The sequence below is a fragment of the Steroidobacter cummioxidans genome, assembly GCF_003104955.1.
In genome coordinates, this window is the sequence record NZ_LSRW01000085.1 from 23,562 (window position 1) to 41,609 (window position 18,048).

Annotated in this window: 16 protein-coding genes and 1 tRNA gene; 16 read left to right on the forward strand and 1 reads right to left on the reverse strand. The window is 62.4% G+C overall.

Annotation, left to right across the window (positions count from 1 at the left end; all coding sequences use genetic code 11):
* The 3 genes from carB to D0550_RS29660 are packed head-to-tail and all read left to right on the forward strand — an operon-like array spanning window position 1 to window position 4,185.
* The gene (carB, locus tag D0550_RS29650; protein WP_116812810.1) at window positions 1–3,270 is read left to right on the forward strand and encodes a carbamoyl-phosphate synthase large subunit; all 3,270 of its coding nucleotides are present in this window, start codon (window positions 1–3) and stop codon (window positions 3,268–3,270) included.
* On the forward strand, window positions 3,267–3,743 hold the full coding sequence (greA, locus tag D0550_RS29655; protein WP_116812811.1) for a transcription elongation factor GreA: 477 nt from the start codon (window positions 3,267–3,269) through the stop codon (window positions 3,741–3,743). The genes carB and greA overlap by 4 nt, the downstream gene beginning before the upstream one ends.
* Window positions 3,736–4,185 carry a DUF4149 domain-containing protein gene (locus tag D0550_RS29660; RefSeq protein ID WP_161966125.1) on the forward strand — a complete coding sequence of 150 codons (450 nt, stop codon included), beginning with the start codon at window positions 3,736–3,738 and terminating at the stop codon, window positions 4,183–4,185. Before greA ends, D0550_RS29660 begins: the two co-directional genes overlap by 8 nt.
* Here D0550_RS29660 and yhbY read toward each other — a convergent pair.
* Complete coding sequence (gene yhbY, locus D0550_RS29665) at window positions 4,182–4,493, reverse strand: ribosome assembly RNA-binding protein YhbY (protein ID WP_116812813.1); 312 nt, start codon at window positions 4,491–4,493, stop codon at window positions 4,182–4,184. The genes D0550_RS29660 and yhbY overlap by 4 nt on opposite strands.
* 494 nt (window positions 4,494–4,987) lie before the next feature.
* Here yhbY and ftsH point away from each other — a divergent pair, with 494 nt between their 5' ends.
* The 13 genes from ftsH (at window position 4,988) to nuoG (ending at window position 18,011) form a co-directional block, all read left to right on the forward strand.
* A complete protein-coding gene (ftsH, locus tag D0550_RS29670) occupies window positions 4,988–6,922 on the forward strand; it encodes an ATP-dependent zinc metalloprotease FtsH (protein WP_116812814.1) in 1,935 nt (644 codons plus the stop codon).
* A gap of 72 nt (window positions 6,923–6,994) precedes the next feature.
* Window positions 6,995–7,864, forward strand: a complete 870-nt coding sequence (gene folP, locus D0550_RS29675) for a dihydropteroate synthase (RefSeq protein WP_116812815.1) — start codon at window positions 6,995–6,997, stop codon at window positions 7,862–7,864.
* A gap of 18 nt (window positions 7,865–7,882) precedes the next feature.
* Window positions 7,883–9,232, forward strand: coding sequence for a phosphoglucosamine mutase (gene glmM, locus D0550_RS29680; RefSeq protein WP_116812816.1), 1,350 nt, complete (start codon window positions 7,883–7,885; stop codon window positions 9,230–9,232).
* A gap of 104 nt (window positions 9,233–9,336) precedes the next feature.
* Window positions 9,337–10,095 (forward strand): triose-phosphate isomerase, encoded by a 759-nt coding sequence (gene tpiA, locus D0550_RS29685; protein ID WP_116812817.1) that lies wholly within the window; start codon window positions 9,337–9,339, stop codon window positions 10,093–10,095.
* A gap of 34 nt (window positions 10,096–10,129) precedes the next feature.
* Complete coding sequence (gene secG / locus D0550_RS29690) at window positions 10,130–10,531, forward strand: preprotein translocase subunit SecG (RefSeq protein ID WP_116812818.1); 402 nt, start codon at window positions 10,130–10,132, stop codon at window positions 10,529–10,531.
* Between the two features lie 56 nt (window positions 10,532–10,587).
* A tRNA-Leu gene (locus D0550_RS29695) sits at window positions 10,588–10,672 on the forward strand.
* 346 nt (window positions 10,673–11,018) lie between these two features.
* Window positions 11,019–11,375: an NADH-quinone oxidoreductase subunit A gene (locus D0550_RS29700; RefSeq protein WP_116812849.1), complete on the forward strand. Its 357-nt coding sequence runs from the start codon at window positions 11,019–11,021 to the stop codon at window positions 11,373–11,375.
* A complete protein-coding gene (locus D0550_RS29705) occupies window positions 11,366–11,869 on the forward strand; it encodes a NuoB/complex I 20 kDa subunit family protein (RefSeq protein WP_116812819.1) in 504 nt (167 codons plus the stop codon). Before D0550_RS29700 ends, D0550_RS29705 begins: the two co-directional genes overlap by 10 nt.
* A 27-nt stretch (window positions 11,870–11,896) precedes the next feature.
* Window positions 11,897–12,610, forward strand: a complete 714-nt coding sequence (locus D0550_RS29710; RefSeq protein WP_116812820.1) for an NADH-quinone oxidoreductase subunit C — start codon at window positions 11,897–11,899, stop codon at window positions 12,608–12,610.
* Window positions 12,611–12,612: 2 nt separating this feature from the next.
* On the forward strand, window positions 12,613–13,866 hold the full coding sequence (locus D0550_RS29715) for an NADH-quinone oxidoreductase subunit D (RefSeq protein WP_116812821.1): 1,254 nt from the start codon (window positions 12,613–12,615) through the stop codon (window positions 13,864–13,866).
* Window positions 13,863–14,450, forward strand: a complete 588-nt coding sequence (nuoE, locus tag D0550_RS29720) for an NADH-quinone oxidoreductase subunit NuoE (protein ID WP_116812822.1) — start codon at window positions 13,863–13,865, stop codon at window positions 14,448–14,450. The genes D0550_RS29715 and nuoE overlap by 4 nt, the downstream gene beginning before the upstream one ends.
* A gap of 34 nt (window positions 14,451–14,484) precedes the next feature.
* A complete protein-coding gene (nuoF, locus tag D0550_RS29725) occupies window positions 14,485–15,819 on the forward strand; it encodes an NADH-quinone oxidoreductase subunit NuoF (RefSeq protein ID WP_116812823.1) in 1,335 nt (444 codons plus the stop codon).
* Between the two features lie 11 nt (window positions 15,820–15,830).
* Complete coding sequence (gene nuoG / locus D0550_RS29730) at window positions 15,831–18,011, forward strand: NADH-quinone oxidoreductase subunit NuoG (RefSeq protein ID WP_116812824.1); 2,181 nt, start codon at window positions 15,831–15,833, stop codon at window positions 18,009–18,011.
* Window positions 18,012–18,048 lie beyond the last annotated feature (37 nt).

Genomic DNA, 18,048 nt, shown 5'->3' on the forward strand with positions numbered 1-18,048 from the left:
ATGCCCAAACGTACTGACCTCAAAAGCATCCTGATCATCGGCGCTGGCCCGATCGTCATCGGCCAGGCGTGCGAGTTCGATTATTCCGGCGCGCAGGCCTGCAAGGCGCTCAAGGAAGAGGGCTATCGCGTCATCCTGGTGAACTCCAATCCGGCCACGATCATGACCGATCCGGAGTCCGCCGATGCCATCTACATCGAGCCCATCCATTGGCGCACGGTGGAGAGCATCATCGCGAAGGAACGTCCCAGCGCGTTGCTGCCCACGATGGGCGGACAGACGGCGCTCAACTGCGCGCTCGACCTGGTGCGCGAGGGCGTGCTGGAAAAATACGGCGTCGAGTTGATCGCCGCGTCTCGCGAAGCCATCGACATGGCCGAAGACCGCGAGAAGTTTCGCAACGCCATGCGTGAGATCGGCCTGGAGTCGCCGCGTTCGAAGATCGCGCACAGCATGGACGAAGCGCTGGCTGTGCAGGCCGAGATCGGCTATCCCACGATCATTCGTCCGTCGTTCACCATGGGCGGTTCGGGCGGCGGCATCGCGTATAACCGCGAAGAGTTCGTCACCATCGTCGAGCGCGGTCTCGACGCCTCGCCGACATCCGAAGTGCTGCTCGAAGAGTCGGTGATCGGCTGGAAGGAATATGAGATGGAGGTGGTCCGCGATCGCGCCGACAACTGCATCATCATCTGCTCCATCGAGAACCTCGATCCTATGGGCGTGCACACCGGCGACTCGATCACGGTCGCGCCGGCGCAGACGCTCACCGATAAGGAATATCAGATGATGCGCAACGCCTCGATCGCGGTGTTGCGCAAGATCGGCGTGGAGTGCGGCGGCTCGAACGTGCAGTTCGCGCTCAATCCCGCCGACGGTCGTCTGCTCATCATCGAAATGAATCCGCGTGTGTCGCGCTCTTCGGCGCTCGCGTCGAAGGCGACGGGCTTTCCGATCGCGAAGGTCGCCGCGAAGCTCGCGGTCGGCTACACGCTCGATGAGCTGCGCAATGAAATCACGGGCGGCGCGACGCCGGCCTCGTTCGAGCCCACGATCGATTACGTGGTCACGAAGATTCCGCGCTTCACGTTCGAGAAGTTCCCCGGCGCCAACGATCGCCTCACCACCCAGATGAAGTCGGTGGGCGAGGCGATGGCCATGGGCCGCACGTTCCAGGAGTCGCTGCAGAAGGCGCTGCGCAGCATGGAAGTGGGCACCGACGGCCTCGATCCGTTGCTCACGCTGCCGCTCACCGAAGAACAGATGCACAAGCTGCGTGAAGAGCTGCGCATGCCGGGTCCGCATCGCCTGCGCTTCGTCGGCGACGCGTTGCGCGCCGGCCTGTCTTTCAATGAAGTGCAGTCCCTGTCGCGCATCGACCCCTGGTTCCTCGCGCAGATCCACGACATCGTGCTCGAAGAGCAGAAGGTGCACGAGCAGGGCCTCGAAGCGTTCACGCGCGATCGCGTGTGGCAGCTCAAGCGCAAAGGTTTCTCCGATCGTCGTCTCGCGACGCTGCTCGGTATAGACGAAGCGAGCGTGCGCCGTAAGCGCATCACCATGGGCATTCGCCCGGTGTTCAAGCGCGTCGACACCTGCGCCGCCGAGTTCTCGACTTCGACGGCTTACATGTACTCGACCTACGACGAGGAGTGCGAGGCGAATCCGACCGATCGCAAGAAGATCATGATTCTTGGCGGCGGTCCGAATCGCATCGGGCAGGGCATCGAGTTCGATTACTGCTGCGTGCACGCGGCGCTCGCGCTGCGCGCAGCGGGCTTCGAAACCATCATGGTGAACTGCAATCCCGAGACGGTCTCCACCGACTACGACACGTCGGATCGTCTGTACTTCGAGCCGCTGACGCTCGAAGACGTTATGGAGATCATCGACAAGGAGAAGCCAGTCGGCGTGATCGTGCAGTACGGCGGCCAGACGCCGCTGAAGCTGTGCCGCGCGCTCGAAGCCGCGGGCGCGCCGATCATCGGCACGACACCGGATGCGATCGACGTTGCCGAAGACCGCGAGCGCTTCCAGCAGCTCGTGCAGCAGCTGAATCTGAAGCAGCCGCCGAATTGCACGGCCCGCACCGAAGAGCAGGCCATCAGCATGTCGAAGACGGTCGGCTTCCCGCTGGTCGTGCGCCCGTCGTACGTGCTGGGCGGTCGCGCGATGGAAGTGGTCTTCAACGAGGACGACTTGCGCACCTACATGACCGACGCGGTGAAAGTGTCGAACGACAGCCCGGTGCTGCTCGATCGCTTCCTCGATCAGGCCATCGAAGTCGACGTGGACGCGATCTGCGACGGCGAAGATGTCTACATCGGCGGCATCATGGAACACGTCGAGCAGGCGGGCGTGCATTCGGGCGACTCTGGTTGCTCACTGCCGCCGAACAGCCTGTCCGCCGAGACGCAGACCGAGTTGAAGGAACAGACCCGCAAGCTCGCCAGGGGCCTGAACGTCGTCGGCCTGATGAACATCCAGTTCGCGATCCAGAACGGCGTCGTCTACATCCTCGAAGTGAATCCGCGTGCCTCGCGCACCGTGCCGTTTGTCTCCAAAGCGACCGGCGTGCCGCTGGCGAAGATGGCGGCGCGGGTCATGGCCGGAGCGAAGTTGAAGGATCTCGGCCTGACCGAGGAGCGTGTGCCGAAGTTCTTCGCGGTGAAGGAATCGGTGTTCCCGTTCTCGAAGTTCCCCGAGGCCGATCCGATTCTCGGTCCGGAAATGAAATCCACCGGCGAGGTGATGGGCACTGGCCGTTCGTTTGGCGAGGCTTACGCCAAGGCGCAGCTCGCATCGGGCGTCATTCTGCCGACGCGCGGCGTTTGCTTGATCAGCGTGCGCGAGCGCGACAAGCCCGCGGCAGTGCAGCTCGCGCGGCGCCTGGTCGCGCAGGGATTCGAAATCGTAGCAACCTCTGGCACTGCGGAAGCCATCAGCAATGCGGGAATTGCGTGCCGCACGGCGAACAAGGTGCGAGAGGGTCGCCCTCACATCGTGGACATGATAAAAAACGACGAGATTTCGCTGATCGTCAATACCACCGAAGGCAAGCAGGCGATCTTCGAGTCGCGTTCCATCCGGCGCGAAGCAGTCCACAAGCGCGTCACCTACTACACGACAGTGGCGGCGGGACTGGCGACCTGTGATGCCATTGCCCACATGAATGAGGTCGACGTGAACCGATTGCAGGATCTGCATGAGGAGATCTCGCGTAGCAGCGGGACCGTCACGACCGGCCAGCGATTGGAGATCGCATCGTGAAACGTCTGCCGTTGACTTTGAAGGGCGCCGAAAAACTGCGCGTCGAGCTGAAGCGTTTGAAGAGCGAGGATCGTCCGCGCGTGATCCAGGCAATTGCCGAGGCGCGTGCGCATGGCGATTTGAGCGAGAACGCGGAGTATCACGCTGCGCGCGAGCAGCAGAGCTTCATCGAAGGCCGCATCAAGGACATCGAGTCGCACCTGTCGAACTCGGAAATCATCGACGTGGCCTCGATGCCGGCTACCGACAAAGTGGTGTTCGGTGCGACGCTCGATCTGGAAGACGAGGACACCGGCAACAAAGTGCTCTACCAGATCGTCGGCGACGCCGAGGCCGATATCAAACACGGCCTGATTTCCGTCTCGTCGCCGATCGCGCGTGCGCTGGTGGGCAAGTCGAAGGGCGACGTCGTGGATGTGGTCGCGCCGAACGGCACGAAGAGCTACGAGATCGTCAGCGTCCGCTATGTCTGAGAGGACCTCCGGGTCCTCTTTCCTCAGTTTCTGCTCGACGTTCCTGGTGACGCTCTGGGCCGGCTCGCTGTGGACGGTGTGCGGCATCGTCGCGCCGCAATTGTTCGCGACGCTGCCGGAGCGCCAGCTCGCAGGGCAGATGGCGGCGCGGCTGTTTCACATCGAGACGTGGCTGGGCGTCGTGGTCGCGATCGCGCTCCTCGCAATCTTTGCCGCACGCAAAGCGTTCGCTACCAGCAAAGCGATTCTCTGGCTGATCCTGCTGACGGCCGCCGCGCCGCTGGCGAGCGAGCTCATTCTCGGTCCGATGATGAACACCGCCCGCGAAGCAGGCGACATGACCCGCTTCGGCATGCTGCACGGCATGTCTGCCGCGCTGTTCCTCATCGCTTGCTTGAGTGCGCTGGCGCTGGTTTGGAAGACGCGCCAGCAGAGCCTCTAATCCGCGGGCAGGATGATCTTCGGCTTGTCCTTGTGCGGGCGGTAGAACACACCCACGTTGCCGATGCGTTGGACCAAAGAGCTGCCGCTTTGCTTGGCCAGTTCGGCGAGAATGGTGTCCCGCTCTTCACGGTCACCGACGCGGGCTTTCACTTTCACCAGCTCGTGCGCGCCCAGCGCGAGGTCGAACTCCTTGGCAACGCCCGGGGACAGCCCGGATGAGCCAATGAGAATGATGGGGTCTTTACCGTGGGCGAGGCCGCGCAGGTACTTTTTCTGCTTTTCGGAAAGCTGCTGAACTTGGGTCATGGCTAAGCGTACTAAATCGAGCCGGGAATGGCTTGCCGAACATGACAGCGGCCCGTACGTAAAACAGGCGCCCCAGGCTGCTCCAGGAGCGCGCCCACCGCTTGTAATACCGGATATGGTCCCCAATACCACCGGCAACGCCGATGTGGACTACGACCGCTCGATGCATCTGGTTGAACTGTCGTGGAATTTGCCCGTCAGCGGCTGTGGTCGGGAGGCGATTCCCGGTCTCGGTATTCCGGGGGCGGCAGTTGGCGGGCGTCAAAGTACGTAAACCGGATGCCTGCGCGCAGCGAAATCCGGAACTTTACCTGCTGGGCCGAGACTTTAAGGCATAAGCTGGCCGGACTTACTTTTAGGGTTGAACAGGATCAGGAAGTCGGTTATGGCGCGTCCCGGTCCGGTGGTGTAGTGTCAATCGGCGCCTACTTATTTACTTCCAGGCTGCTGCCACGATCCAGGATCGAGGGGACGGGGCACACGAGGATGGGACTTTGAACGACCTAGCCAAGAACATCGTACTCTGGATCGTCATCGCCGTGGTCGTTGCCACGGTGGTCAGCAACTTCAGTGCGCGATCCGGTGGCATCCAGGAGATGCCGTACTCCACCTTCCTGCAGCAAGTGAAGGACGGCGGCGTCGCCGAAGTCACCCTCAACAAGACGACGGATGTCATTCGCGGCGTTCGCACCAATGGCGAGCAGTTCAGCGTCAACAATCCCGAGACCGAGAACTCCGAGCTGATCGGCACACTGATCGAGCACAACGTGAAGTTCTCCGGGGCCGCACCCGAGCGTCAGTCGTTCCTGATGCAACTGTTCATTTCTTCCTTCCCCATCCTGCTCTTGATCGCGGTGTGGGTGTACTTCATGCGGCAGATGCAAGGCGGCGCCGGCGGCAGGGGGGCCATGTCCTTTGGCAAGAGTCGCGCACGACTGCTCGGCGAGGACCAGGTACAGGTCACGTTCGCCGATGTCGCAGGCGTGGACGAAGCCAAGGAAGAAGTGGTCGAGATCGTCGAGTTCCTCAAAGACCCGGGCAAGTTCCAGCGCCTGGGCGGCAAGATTCCGCGTGGCGTGCTGATGGTCGGCTCGCCGGGTACGGGTAAGACGCTGCTGGCCCGCGCCATCGCCGGCGAAGCCAAAGTGCCGTTCTTCACTATCTCCGGCTCCGACTTCGTCGAAATGTTCGTCGGCGTGGGTGCGAGCCGCGTGCGTGACATGTTCGACCAGGCCAAGAAGCATGCACCGTGCATCATCTTCATCGACGAAATCGACGCCGTCGGTCGCCATCGTGGCGCCGGCCTGGGCGGCGGTCACGACGAGCGCGAACAGACGTTGAACCAGCTGCTGGTCGAAATGGATGGCTTCGAAGGCACCGAGGGCGTGATCGTCATCGCCGCCACCAACCGTCCCGACGTGCTGGATCCGGCGCTGCTGCGTCCGGGCCGCTTCGACCGTCAGGTCGTGGTGCCGCTGCCGGATGTGCGCGGTCGCGAGCAGATCCTGAAAGTTCACATGCGCAAGCTGCCGCTGGCTGAAGACGTGAAGCCGCAGGTAATTGCGCGTGGTACGCCGGGCTTCTCCGGTGCCGACCTCGCCAACCTGGTCAACGAAGCTGCGTTGTTCGCCGCTCGCGCCAACCGTCGCACGGTGACCATGGACGAGTTCGAGCGCGCCAAGGACAAGATCATGATGGGCGCCGAGCGCCGCTCCATGGTCATGGACGAGCAGGAGAAGAAGCTCACCGCGTACCACGAGGCTGGTCACGCCATCATCGGCTTGACGGTGCCCGAGCACGATCCGGTCTATAAGGTCACCATCATCCCGCGCGGTCGCGCGCTGGGCGTGACGATGTTCCTGCCGGAAGCCGATCGCTACAGCACCAGCAAGCGTCGTCTGGAAAGCCGCATCAGCACGCTGTTCGGCGGCCGTATTGCCGAGGAAATCATCTTCGGACCCGATTCGATCACGACCGGCGCGTCCAACGACATCGAGCGTGCGACCGAAATCGCCCGCAACATGGTCACGAAGTGGGGTCTGTCGGATCGCCTCGGTCCGCTGACTTACAGCGAAGATCAGGGTGAGGTGTTCCTGGGTCGCCAGGTGACGCAGCACAAGCAGGTCTCCGATGTCACGGCTCACGCCATCGACGAGGAAGTGCGCTTGCTGATCGACACCAACTACAAGCGCGCCAAGCACATTCTCGAGACCAATCTGGAGAAGCTGCACAAGATGTCCGAGGCCCTGATCAAGTACGAGACCATCGACGAGACTCAGATCAAGGACATCATGGAAGGCCGCGATCCGAAGCCGCCCGCGGGCTGGGACGACAGCGGCGCGCCGTTCGGTGGCAGTGGCAGCGGCAAGGGCCGCGAGCGCGAGAAGGGCGGCGAGGCCCCGATCGGCAAGCCGGCCAGCCAGCACTAACTGCTGGCGGTATGGACGTTGGAGAGAGGCGCGGCAACGCGCCTCTTTCCGTTTCAGCCGGAAAGAAAATTCATGCAGCTGCGCTGCGGCTCTCAGCAACTCGATCTGTCCTCACCGCGGGTGATGGGCATTCTCAATGTCACGCCGGATTCCTTTTCCGACGGCGGCCAGTTCATCGATGTGTCTCGAGCGGTCGAGCACGCGCTGCTCATGATCGAGCAGGGCGCTGCAATGATCGATGTGGGCGGTGAGTCCACACGACCCGGGGCCGCCGATGTGAGCGAGGCAGAGGAGATCCGTCGCGTGGTCCCTGTGATCGAAGCGCTCGCCGCACGTACCTCCGTTCCCATTTCCATCGATACCAGCAAAGCCGCCGTCATGAGCGCTGCAGTCGCTGCTGGCGCAAGTTTGATCAACGACGTTCGTGCTCTTCGGGAGCCCGGCGCTCTCGATGCGGCCGCTCGCACGGACGCGGCGGTGTGTCTCATGCACATGCAAGGGCAGCCACGGACCATGCAGCACGAGCCGCGCTACGATGACGTCGTAGGGGAAGTGACCGCATTCCTGGAGCAGCGAGTCGAGGCCTGTCTGGCCGCTGGCATCACCCGCGACCGTCTGGTTCTCGACCCCGGTATCGGTTTTGGCAAGCGCCTTGAGCATAATCTCGACCTGCTGGCGCACCTGCCTCAGCTGAGCCGCCCGGGACCGAATGCCGGGCTGCCGCTGCTGGTCGGCGTGTCCCGCAAGTCCATGTTCCAGGCACTGCTGGGCCGGCCGGTAGAACAGCGCCTGGCGGGCGGATTGGCCGTGGCCACGGCCGCTGTGCTCGCCGGGGCTGCTATTCTTCGAGTCCATGACGTGGCCGAGACGGTCGACGCCGTGAAAGTCGCCCAGGCCTTACGCGCTGCCGGTTATAACGCACGCGCGCCAATTGAAAACTAAGCATTCGAGGGAGCCGCTTTGAGCCGCAAGTACTTTGGCACCGATGGCGTGCGTGGCCGCGTTGGGGATCATCCGCTCACCGTGGAATTCGCACTGAAGCTGGCGAGCTCGGCAGCGCGTGTGCTCGCCCCGAAGGGCGGCACGGTGCTGGTCGGCAAGGACACGCGCATCTCGGGTTACATGTTCGAGTCCGCGCTGGAAGCGGGCTTCGTCGCTTCGGGCGTGAACGTGATGCTGATCGGCCCGTTGCCAACGCCCGGCATCGCGTATCTCACCAAACGTTTCGAATGTGACTTCGGCGTGGTCATCAGCGCTTCTCACAATCCGTACGAAGACAACGGCATCAAATTCTTCGATCGCAACGGCGGCAAGTTGACCGATGATGTCGAGGCGCAGATCGAACAGTATCTGGACGATCCGCCGGTGACGCGCAGCTCCAGCGAGCTCGGTCGCGCAACGCGTGTCGACAAATCGCGCGTGCGCTATCAGGAATTCGCGATGAGCACCGTGCCGGGCCTGGATTTATCGGACTTCAAGCTGGTGATCGATTGCGCCAACGGCGCGGGCTACAAAGTGGGGCCGCGCGTGCTCGCGGATCTCGGCGCCGAGATCGTGCCGATCGGCTCTTCGCCGAACGGCCGTAACATCAATCTGAATTGCGGCTCGACTTCGCCGGGCCTGTTGCAGCTCACCGTGCCGGGCGTGCAGGCGCAGGCGGGCATCGCGCTCGACGGCGACGGCGATCGTCTGGTGATGGTCGACAACCTCGGGCGCACCGTCGATGGCGATCAGCTGCTGTACATCATCGCGCGTGCTCGCAAACAGAAGGGACTGTTGAAAGGTCCGGTGGTCGGCACCGTGATGAGCAATCTCGGTCTGGAGCACTCGTTGCAGAAAGAGGGCATCGAATTCCGTCGCGCCAAGGTCGGCGATCGTTACGTGATGGAGCTGCTCAAGGAGACTGGCGGCACGCTGGGCGGCGAGACCTCCGGTCATCTGCTGTGCCTCGATCACACCACCACCGGCGACGCCCTCATCAGCGCGTTGCAGGTGCTGGCCATCATGAAGGAGACCGGCAGCAGCCTGGCCGAGCTGGCCGCGCCGATGCCGAAGTATCCGCAGGTGATGGAGAACGTGCGCGTCGCCAAGAAGATCGACCCGTTCAGCTCGCCGCAGATTGCCGAGGCCGTGACGCGGGCCGAGACCAGGCTGGCTGACACCGGCCGCATCGTGTTGCGTCCCTCGGGCACTGAACCCGTGATCCGCGTCATGGTCGAAGGCAGGGACGAAAAGCTGGTCAGGGAGATCTGCCGGGAATTGGCGAATACGGTGGCGGCGGCTGCGGAACAGAAGGTTGCCGTGGGCTGAGTCGCCTAACTCATGATTTCTGTTTGATTTCCACCTGACTCGCCGCTAAGCTTCCGCGCCCTTCGCAGGGGGCGGCCCGAACACTAACTGTAGAGGTACTGCCGATGCGCCGGCCATTCATTGCCGGGAATTGGAAGATGCACGGCTCGCGCGCACAGAACGCCGAGTTGATCGAGGGCCTGTTGCTCGGCTTGCCGGGGCAGGTGCCTGTCGATATCGCCGTGTGTCCGCCCGATGTGTACCTCTGGGAAGTGGGACGGTTGCTGAAGGATTCGATCGTGAAGCTGGGCGCGCAAACGGTGTGCGCCGAGTCGATCGGTGCGTTTACCGGCGAGACCTCGGCGGCCATGCTGAAGGACGTTGGCTGCACTTATGTGATCGTGGGCCACTCCGAGCGGCGCACGATCTACCGCGAGGACGACGCGCTGGTGGCGCGTAAGTTTCTGGCGGCGCAGTCGCAGAGTCTGATCCCGATCCTCTGCGTCGGCGAAACGCTGGAGGAGCGGGAGAAAGGGCAGACCATGCAAGTGATCTCCCGGCAGCTGAAGGCTGTATTGGATGTGGCGGCCCCGGGGGCGCTACAGCAGGCGGTGGTCGCGTACGAGCCGGTCTGGGCGATCGGCACGGGTAAGAATGCGACGCCGGAGCAGGCGCAGGAAGTTCACGCACATATTCGCGCCGAGGTGGCGGCCCGTGATGCTAATATCGCGGCCCGTTTGCAGGTGCTGTACGGCGGCAGCGTGAAGGCCGGCAATGCGAAGGAGATCTTCGCCATGCCGGATGTCGACGGTGGACTGATCGGGGGCGCGGCGCTGAAGGCGGATGAGTTCCTGAAGATCTGCGCCGCGGCTCAGGCGCACTGAGCATAGTAGGCGCATTGAAGCGGAATCGAATCGTATGAACTGGTTACATTCGGCGGTGGTGATTGCTCACCTGTTGATCGCCGCGGCCATTGTGGCGCTGGTGTTACTCCAGCGCGGCAAGGGCGCTGACGCAGGCGCCGGCTTCGGCGCGGGCGCGTCGGGCACCGTGTTTGGTGCTCGCGGCTCGGCGTCGTTTATGTCGCGTACGACAGCAACGCTCGCCGCGCTGTTCATCGCGACCAGCTTGACGCTGGCGTATCTGGGCGGTCGCGCCCCGACGGCGCCGAAGAGCGTGATTGATCGTGTGAATCTGCAGGACAAGGCACCGGAGCTGCCGGCGACAAGCACACCGCCCGTGCCGCCTGCGGATCAGGCAGTCGAGCAGCCCGTGGAGCCGGCACCTCAACCGGCACCGAACGAGCCGCCGAAACAGTAGAATTACGCAGAACAGGTTTTCAAGCGAGTCGAAGAAACTCGCCAGTCGATTTCAGTGCGGCTGTGGTGGAACTGGTAGACACGCTACTTTGAGGTGGTAGTGGAGCAATCCGTGGAGGTTCGAGTCCTCTCAGCCGCACCATTCATTCTCACATCGGCGATCGATCGCGATTACCGCGTCATCGCCGTTGATCGTTCCTCGCCAGCTTCCGGCGGACAACAAAGAACTCTCTCTGCGACGGGCATTTGCGCTGCAGATCTCAGGTGCTTGCCAACTGCCTGATTCAGCGTATCCTGCGCCCGCCTTCAAGCGGCGGGCAGGTTGACCCAGGTGGGTTCAACTGCGCCCAAACGCTACTGTTTTTCGGCTTTTTTGAGGGTTCTTCGCCGGAGAAGGCTGCCTTCGTGCAATTCTTATAGAACCCTTTTTGGACCGGACTGATACAATGCGCGCCGCCGCCGGACCCGGCGCGTCAGCAGCTTACGCGATGTTGCAGAACTACGTTCCCATCCTGATCTTTCTGGGCGTGGCCGCCGTGCTCGGCTCCGTGCTCATCGGCCTGGGCTTCCTGCTCGGCCCGCGCAAACCCGACGCCGAAAAACTCTCTCCCTATGAGTGCGGCTTCGAGGCTTATTCCGATACGCGCATGAAATTCGACGTGCGCTATTACCTGGTGGCGATCCTGTTCATCGTGTTCGATCTGGAAATCGCCTTCCTGTTTCCGTGGGCGGTCGCGCTCGACGCGGTCGGCATGGTCGGGCTCGCTGCCATGGGTGTATTCCTGCTGATTCTGGTGGTGGGCTTCGTGTACGAGTGGAAGAAGGGGGCGTTGGAATGGGATTGACGGCTCCCACGGCGGAAACGCCGGACGCCGCGGTAGCTCAACGCGGCTTCATGACCACTACGGTCGATTCGCTCATGAACTGGGCGCGCACCGGCTCGATGTGGCCGATGACTTTCGGTCTCGCTTGTTGTGCCGTCGAGATGATGCATGCGGGCGCCGCTCGCTATGACCTCGACCGCTTCGGTGTGGTGTTCCGTCCGAGTCCGCGTCAGTCGGACGTGATGATCGTGGCCGGCACCCTGGTGAACAAAATGGCGCCGGCGCTGCGTAAGGTCTATGACCAGATGCCCGAGCCGCGCTGGGTGATCTCGATGGGTTCCTGCGCCAACGGCGGCGGTTACTACCACTACTCGTACGCGGTAGTGCGCGGCTGCGACCGGATCGTTCCGGTCGATGTGTACGTGCCGGGCTGCCCGCCGAGTGCCGAAGCATTGCTGTACGGCATCCTGCAGTTGCAGAACAAGATCCGCCGCACCAGCACGATCGCTCGCTGACGCGAGCATAGGTTTAGCGAGAACGGGATGAGTTCACGTACCGAGACATTGGCCTCGCGACTGACGGCGCGCTTTGCTCANGCTCAAGAGCTGCGTGCGTTGCCGGCGCTGCCTAACGAAGTTGCATTCGAAGTCGATGCAGCGAACCTGCTCGCCGTCTGCAAAACATTGCGCGACGACGCCGAGTTCGGCTTCGAGCAGCTGATCGATCTGGCTGGCGTGGACTATCTGGATTACGGCCGCGAGGAGTGGAATACGCTCGCGTCCACCGCCACCGGCTTCAGCCGTGGCGTCAATCGCATCAAGGAAACCGTCAGCGAGCCCAAGAAGGCGCGCTTCGCGGTGACTTATCAACTGCTGTCGATCTCCAACAACTGGCGCCTGCGCCTGCGCAGCTTCCCGAGCGAAGGCGAGCCGCCGGTGATCGACTCCGTGTTCGAGGTCTGGAACAGCGCCAACTGGTTCGAGCGCGAAGCGTTCGATCTGTACGGCATCATGTTCCGCAATCATCCGGACCTGCGCCGCATCCTCACCGACTACGGCTTCATCGGCCATCCGTTCCGCAAGGACTTCCCGCTGATCGGCAACGTCGAAGTGAAGTACGACCCCGCCAAGGGCCGAGTCGTCTACCAGCCGGTGAGCATCGAGCCGCGTACGCTCGTGCCGCGAGTCATTCGCGAGGACAACCGTTACGACCAGGTGCTGAAGGAAGTCCCCGTCGGCGCCGAGATTCAGAAGTAGCCATGGCCGATATCCACAATTTCACGCTGAACTTCGGCCCGCAGCATCCTGCCGCACACGGCGTCTTGCGCCTGGTGCTGGAGATGGATGGCGAGGTCATCCAGAAAGCCGATCCGCACATCGGTCTGTTGCACCGGGGCACCGAAAAGCTCGCCGAGTCCAAGCCGTTCAATCAGTCGATCGGCTACATGGATCGTCTCGACTACGTGTCGATGATGTGCAACGAGCACGCCTACGTGATGGCGATCGAGAAACTGCTCGGCATCAAGGTGCCGGAGCGCGCTCAATACATTCGCGTGATGTTCGATGAGATCACCCGCATCCTGAATCACTTGATGTGGCTCGGTGCGCACGGTCTCGACATCGGCGCGATGACCGTCTTCCTGTATGCGTTCCGTGAGCGCGAAGACCTGATGGACTGCTACGAAGCAGTGTCGGGCACGCGCATGCACGCGACTTACTATCGTCCGGGCGGCGTGTATCGCGATCTGCCGGACAGCATGCCGAAGTATCAGCCGTCGAAGTGGCGCTCGCAGGCCGACGTGGATCGTCTCAACGAGCGTCGTCGCGGCAGCATGCTCGACTTCATCGATGACTTCGTGGCGCGCTTCCCAGCGAACGTCGATGAATATGAAACATTGCTCACCGACAACCGCATCTGGAAACAGCGCACGGTGAATATCGGCGTGGTGTCGCCGGAGCGGGCGCTGCAGCTCGGCTTCACGGGCGCGATGCTCCGCGGTTCCGGTATCGAGTGGGACCTGCGCAAGAAGCAGCCGTACGAAGTGTACGACCGCATGGATTTCGACATTCCGGTCGGCGTGAACGGCGATTGCTACGACCGTTATCTGGTACGCATCGAGGAGATGCGTCAGTCGAATCGCATCGTCAAGCAGTGCGTCGACTGGCTGCGCGCCAATCCCGGCCCGGTGATGCTCGAGGATCACAAGGTCTCGGCGCCCAAGCGCGAGGAGATGAAGGGCGACATGGAATCGCTGATTCATCACTTCAAGTTGTTCACCGAAGGCTACTGCGTGCCGGCCGGTGAGACTTACGCCGCGGTGGAAGCGCCGAAGGGCGAGTTCGGTATTTATCTGGTGTCCGACGGCGCCAACAAACCGTATCGCGTGAAATGCCGCGCGCCGGGCTTCGCACATCTCGCTTCGCTGGAAGAGATGGTGCAGGGCCACTTGCTGGCGGACGTGGTGGCGGTGATCGGCACGCAGGACATCGTATTCGGGGAAGTGGACCGATGAGCGGCACGCAAGATCCAGGTTCCAACGACGGCGGCAAGAGCGCGCCGGAGCTGGACGAAATCGATACCGGCAACGTCGCTCACGACGCGCCTCATGGCTACAAAGGCGTGCTCTCCGAGCATGCTCGTCATGAGATCGATCACTGGCTGACCAAGTTTCCGCCGGATCGCAAGCGCTCGGCCGTCATCGCCGCGCTGCGCGCCGTGCAGCACGACATCGGCGGCTATCTCACCAAGGAATCGATGGACGCGGTCGCCGAGTACATCGGCCTGCCGCCGATCCAGGTCTACGAAGTCGCGACGTTCTATTCGATGTTCGAGACCAAGCCGGTCGGCCGTCACAGCATCTCCGTGTGCACCAACATCTCCTGCATGTTGTGCGGCGGCGAGGAAATGCTGTCGCACGTCGAGAAGCGGCTCGGCATCAAGGTGGGCGAGAGCACGCCTGACGGTCGCTTCTTCCTGAAGCGTGAAGAGGAATGTCTGGCTGCGTGTAACAACGCGCCGATGATGATGGTCGACCACGTGTACTACGAGAATCTCACGCCTGAAAAAGTCGACGAGATTCTGGATCGGCACAAGTAACGAACGGTCGCGATACACATAGCCATCGCCAACCATGACTGACGAATCAAACAATCTGCTGTTAGGCAAATACGCGAGCAACTTCGTCTGCTTCGCGACGCTCGGTATGGAGCGTCCGTCGTCGATCGAGAGCTACCGCAAAACCGGCGGCTACGAAGTGTGGGAGAAGATCCTGCGCGAGAAGACGCCGAAGGAAGAGATCATCGAGCAGGTGAAAGCCTCCGGCCTGCGTGGCCGCGGCGGCGCCGGCTTCCCGACGGGCATGAAGTGGAGCTTCATGCCGCGCAACGCGCCGGGCCAGAAATACGTCGTCTGCAATTCGGACGAGAGCGAGCCTGGCACCTGCCACGACCGCGACATCCTGCGTTACAACCCGCACGCGCTGATCGAAGGCATGGCCATCGGCGGATACGCCATGGGTGCCACCGTCGGTTACAACTACATCCGCGGCGAGTTCCTCGATGAGCCGGTGCCGCGCTTCGAAGAGGCGTTGAAAGAGGCTTATGCCGCGGGCCTGCTCGGCAAGAATCTGCTGGGCTCGGGCGCCGACTTCGATCTGTATGCGTTCGTCGGCGCAGGTGCCTATATCTGCGGCGAAGAAACCGCGTTGCTGGAATCGTTGGAAGGCAAGCAGGGCCGGCCGCGTTTCAAGCCGCCGTTCCCGGCCAACTTCGGTCTGTACGGCAAGCCCACCACGATCAACAACACGCAGAGCTACGCGTCGGTGCCGACGATCCTGCGCAAGGGCCCGAAGTGGTTCACCGATCTGGGCGTGCCGAACGCCGGCGGCACGATGATCTTTTCGATCTCGGGCCACGTGAACAAGCCGCAGAACATCGAGCTGCCGCTCGGCATTCCGTTCAAGGATCTGATCGAGATCTGCGGCGGCATTCGCGGCGGTCGCAAATTGAAAGCTGTGATCCCTGGCGGTGTGTCGGTTCCGGTCGTGCCCGGTGACGCGATGATGACGGCCACGATGGATTACGACGGCGTGCGCAAAGTGGGTTCGAGCCTCGGTACCGGCTCGATGATCGTGATGGACGAGACCACCTGCATGGTGAAGGCGCTCGAGCGCATCTCACGTTTTTATTACGCCGAGTCGTGCGGTCAGTGCACGCCGTGCCGTGAAGGTACGGGCTGGATGAACCGCATGCTGAAGCGAATGCTGGCCGGGCAGGGCAAGAAGTCGGACCTCGACATGCTGGTGGACGTCGCCAACAAGATCGAAGGTCACACCATTTGCGCCTTCGGCGATGCTGCCGCCTGGCCGGTGCAGAGCTTCATGAAGCACTTCCGCCATGAGTTCGAATACATGATCGAGCACGGCCACAGCATCGTGGAACGCGATCGTCGTCAGGCCGCTGCTTAAGAGACCGAGCTATGAGTGACGAGGTCAATATTGAAGTCAATGGCGTGCCGATGAAGGCGCGCAAGGGTCAGATGGTGATCCAGGTGACGGACGCGAACGACGTGTACGTCCCGCGTTTCTGTTACCACGAGAAACTGCCGATCGCCGCCAACTGCCGCATGTGCCTGGTGGAAGTGGAGAAGGCGCCGAAGCCGATGCCGGCGTGCGCGACTCCGGTGGCCGAAGGCATGAAGGTTTTCACCAAGTCGCCGAAAGCCATCGCCGCGCAGCGCGCCGTGATGGAGTTCCTGCTGATCAATCATCCGCTCGACTGCCCGATCTGCGATCAGGGCGGCGAATGTGAGCTGCAGGATCTGGCGATGGGGTTCGGTCGCGACATCTCTCGCTACAGCGAGCGCAAGCGCGTCGTCAAAGACAAGAACCTCGGTCCGCTTGTGTCCACCGACATGACCCGCTGCATTCACTGCACCCGCTGCGTGCGCTTCACGCAGGACGTGCAGGGCTTCCAGGAGCTGGGCACTGTCGGCCGCGGCGAAATGACCGAGATCGGCACGTTCATCGAGAAGAGCGTCGATCACGAGCTGTCGGCCAATATCATCGATTTGTGCCCGGTCGGCGCGTTGAACAACAAGCCGTACCGTTATCGCGCGCGTGCCTGGGAAATGACTCAGCATCCGCTGATCTCTCCGCACGACGCCGTGGGCACCAACATCTACGCGCACGTGCTGCGCGGTCGCGTGATGCGCATCGTGCCGCGAGCCAACGAGGACGTGAACGAGACCTGGATCGCCGACCGTGATCGTTTCAGCTACCAGGGCATCTACAGCGAAGATCGCCTCATGAAGCCGTCCATCCGTGAGAACGGCGTGCTTCAGGAAACCGATTGGGAAACGGCGCTGCAGAAGGTCGCCGAGAAGCTGGGCCGCATCGCCAAGCAACAGGGCGGCGGACAGATCGGCGCGATCGCTTCGCCGAATTCGACGTTGGAAGAGCTGTTCCTGCTGTCGCGCATCGCGCGTGGTTTGGGCAGCGCGAACCTCGATCATCGTCTGCGTCGCAGTGACTTCCGCGACGACGCGAGCGAGCCGTTGTTCCCGTCGCTCGGTGTTTCCATCAAGGACCTCGAAACGCAGAACAGCGTGCTGGTGATCGGCTCGAATCTGCGTAAGGAAGTGCCGCTGCTCGCGCATCGCATCCGTAAGGCTGCGTTGAAGGGTGGCAAGGTGTCCTTCATCAACGCGCAGCACTACGACTACCTGTTCCCGGTTGCGGGTTATCTCGCTTCGAACGGCATCGGCTCGCTCGATCATCTGGTCGCTGTGGCCGCTGCGGCGATCCAGGCGAGCGGCAAGACTGCGCCGGCGTCGATTGCGTCGCTGGTGGGTCAGGCTCAGCCGAACGACACTCACAAAGCCATTGCTCAGCAGCTGAGCGAAGGCGAGCGCCGTTTGATTCTGTTGGGTGCGATTGCTCAGCGCGATCCGGCCTTTGCCGATCTGCGTCTGGTTGCGAGCGCGCTGGCCGAACTGACGGGCGCGACGCTCGGTTACCTGCCGGAAGGCGGCAACGCCGTCGGCGCGCACATCGTTGGTTTCTTGCCGGGTCGCACAGTTGCCGGTCAGACCGTTTCAGCGCCCGGGCTCAACATCGCCGACATGCTGGCTGCCAAGCTCAAGGCGTACATCGTGTTTGGCGCCATTGAGCCGCAGCTCGACATCGCCGCTGAAGTGGCGAGTGCTGCGTTTGAAGGTGCGGAGTTCGTCGTCGCGCTGTCGCCGTATTCGACGGCGGCTCAGTATGCCGACGTCGTGTTGCCGATCGGCACGTTCGCCGAAACGGCCGGCACGTATGTGAATCTCGAAGGCCGCTGGCAGAGCGTGCCGGGTGCAGCGTCGCCGGTGGGTGAGTCGCGTCCGGGCTGGAAGGTGTTGCGCGTGCTGGCAAACCTGCTGGATCTGCCGGGCTTCGAATACACCGCGGCCGATCAGATCACCGCCGACATTCGTAAGGTGGTCGACGAAGCGGGTGCGTTCACTGCGAAGGCTGCTACGCGCACGCTGCAGGCGAAGTCGGCCGGTGCACCGGCCGTGCGTGATGTTCCCATCTACCAAGTGGATGCCATGGTGCGTCGTTCGTCGGCGTTGCAGAACACGCGTGAAGGTCGCGAAACCGTGCGAGGACAGAACGCGTGAACGGTGTTCCTGAGTTTGTAAACACGCTACTGCCGTT

What these genes read in the sequence shown, in the direction of transcription:
- folP (WP_116812815.1), top strand. Translation starts at nt 6,995, where the DNA reads ATGCAGCTGCGCTGCGGCTCTCAGCAACTCGATCTGTCCTCACCGCGG.
- D0550_RS29705 (WP_116812819.1), top strand. Translation starts at nt 11,366, where the DNA reads ATGGGATTGACGGCTCCCACGGCGGAAACGCCGGACGCCGCGGTAGCT.
- nuoG (WP_116812824.1), top strand. Translation starts at nt 15,831, where the DNA reads ATGAGTGACGAGGTCAATATTGAAGTCAATGGCGTGCCGATGAAGGCG.
- D0550_RS29715 (WP_116812821.1), top strand. Translation starts at nt 12,613, where the DNA reads ATGGCCGATATCCACAATTTCACGCTGAACTTCGGCCCGCAGCATCCT.
- yhbY (WP_116812813.1), bottom strand. Translation starts at nt 4,493, where the DNA reads ATGACCCAAGTTCAGCAGCTTTCCGAAAAGCAGAAAAAGTACCTGCGC.
- D0550_RS29660 (WP_161966125.1), top strand. Translation starts at nt 3,736, where the DNA reads ATGTCTGAGAGGACCTCCGGGTCCTCTTTCCTCAGTTTCTGCTCGACG.
- nuoF (WP_116812823.1), top strand. Translation starts at nt 14,485, where the DNA reads ATGACTGACGAATCAAACAATCTGCTGTTAGGCAAATACGCGAGCAAC.
- D0550_RS29700 (WP_116812849.1), top strand. Translation starts at nt 11,019, where the DNA reads ATGTTGCAGAACTACGTTCCCATCCTGATCTTTCTGGGCGTGGCCGCC.
- tpiA (WP_116812817.1), top strand. Translation starts at nt 9,337, where the DNA reads ATGCGCCGGCCATTCATTGCCGGGAATTGGAAGATGCACGGCTCGCGC.
- carB (WP_116812810.1), top strand. Translation starts at nt 1, where the DNA reads ATGCCCAAACGTACTGACCTCAAAAGCATCCTGATCATCGGCGCTGGC.
- nuoE (WP_116812822.1), top strand. Translation starts at nt 13,863, where the DNA reads ATGAGCGGCACGCAAGATCCAGGTTCCAACGACGGCGGCAAGAGCGCG.
- secG (WP_116812818.1), top strand. Translation starts at nt 10,130, where the DNA reads ATGAACTGGTTACATTCGGCGGTGGTGATTGCTCACCTGTTGATCGCC.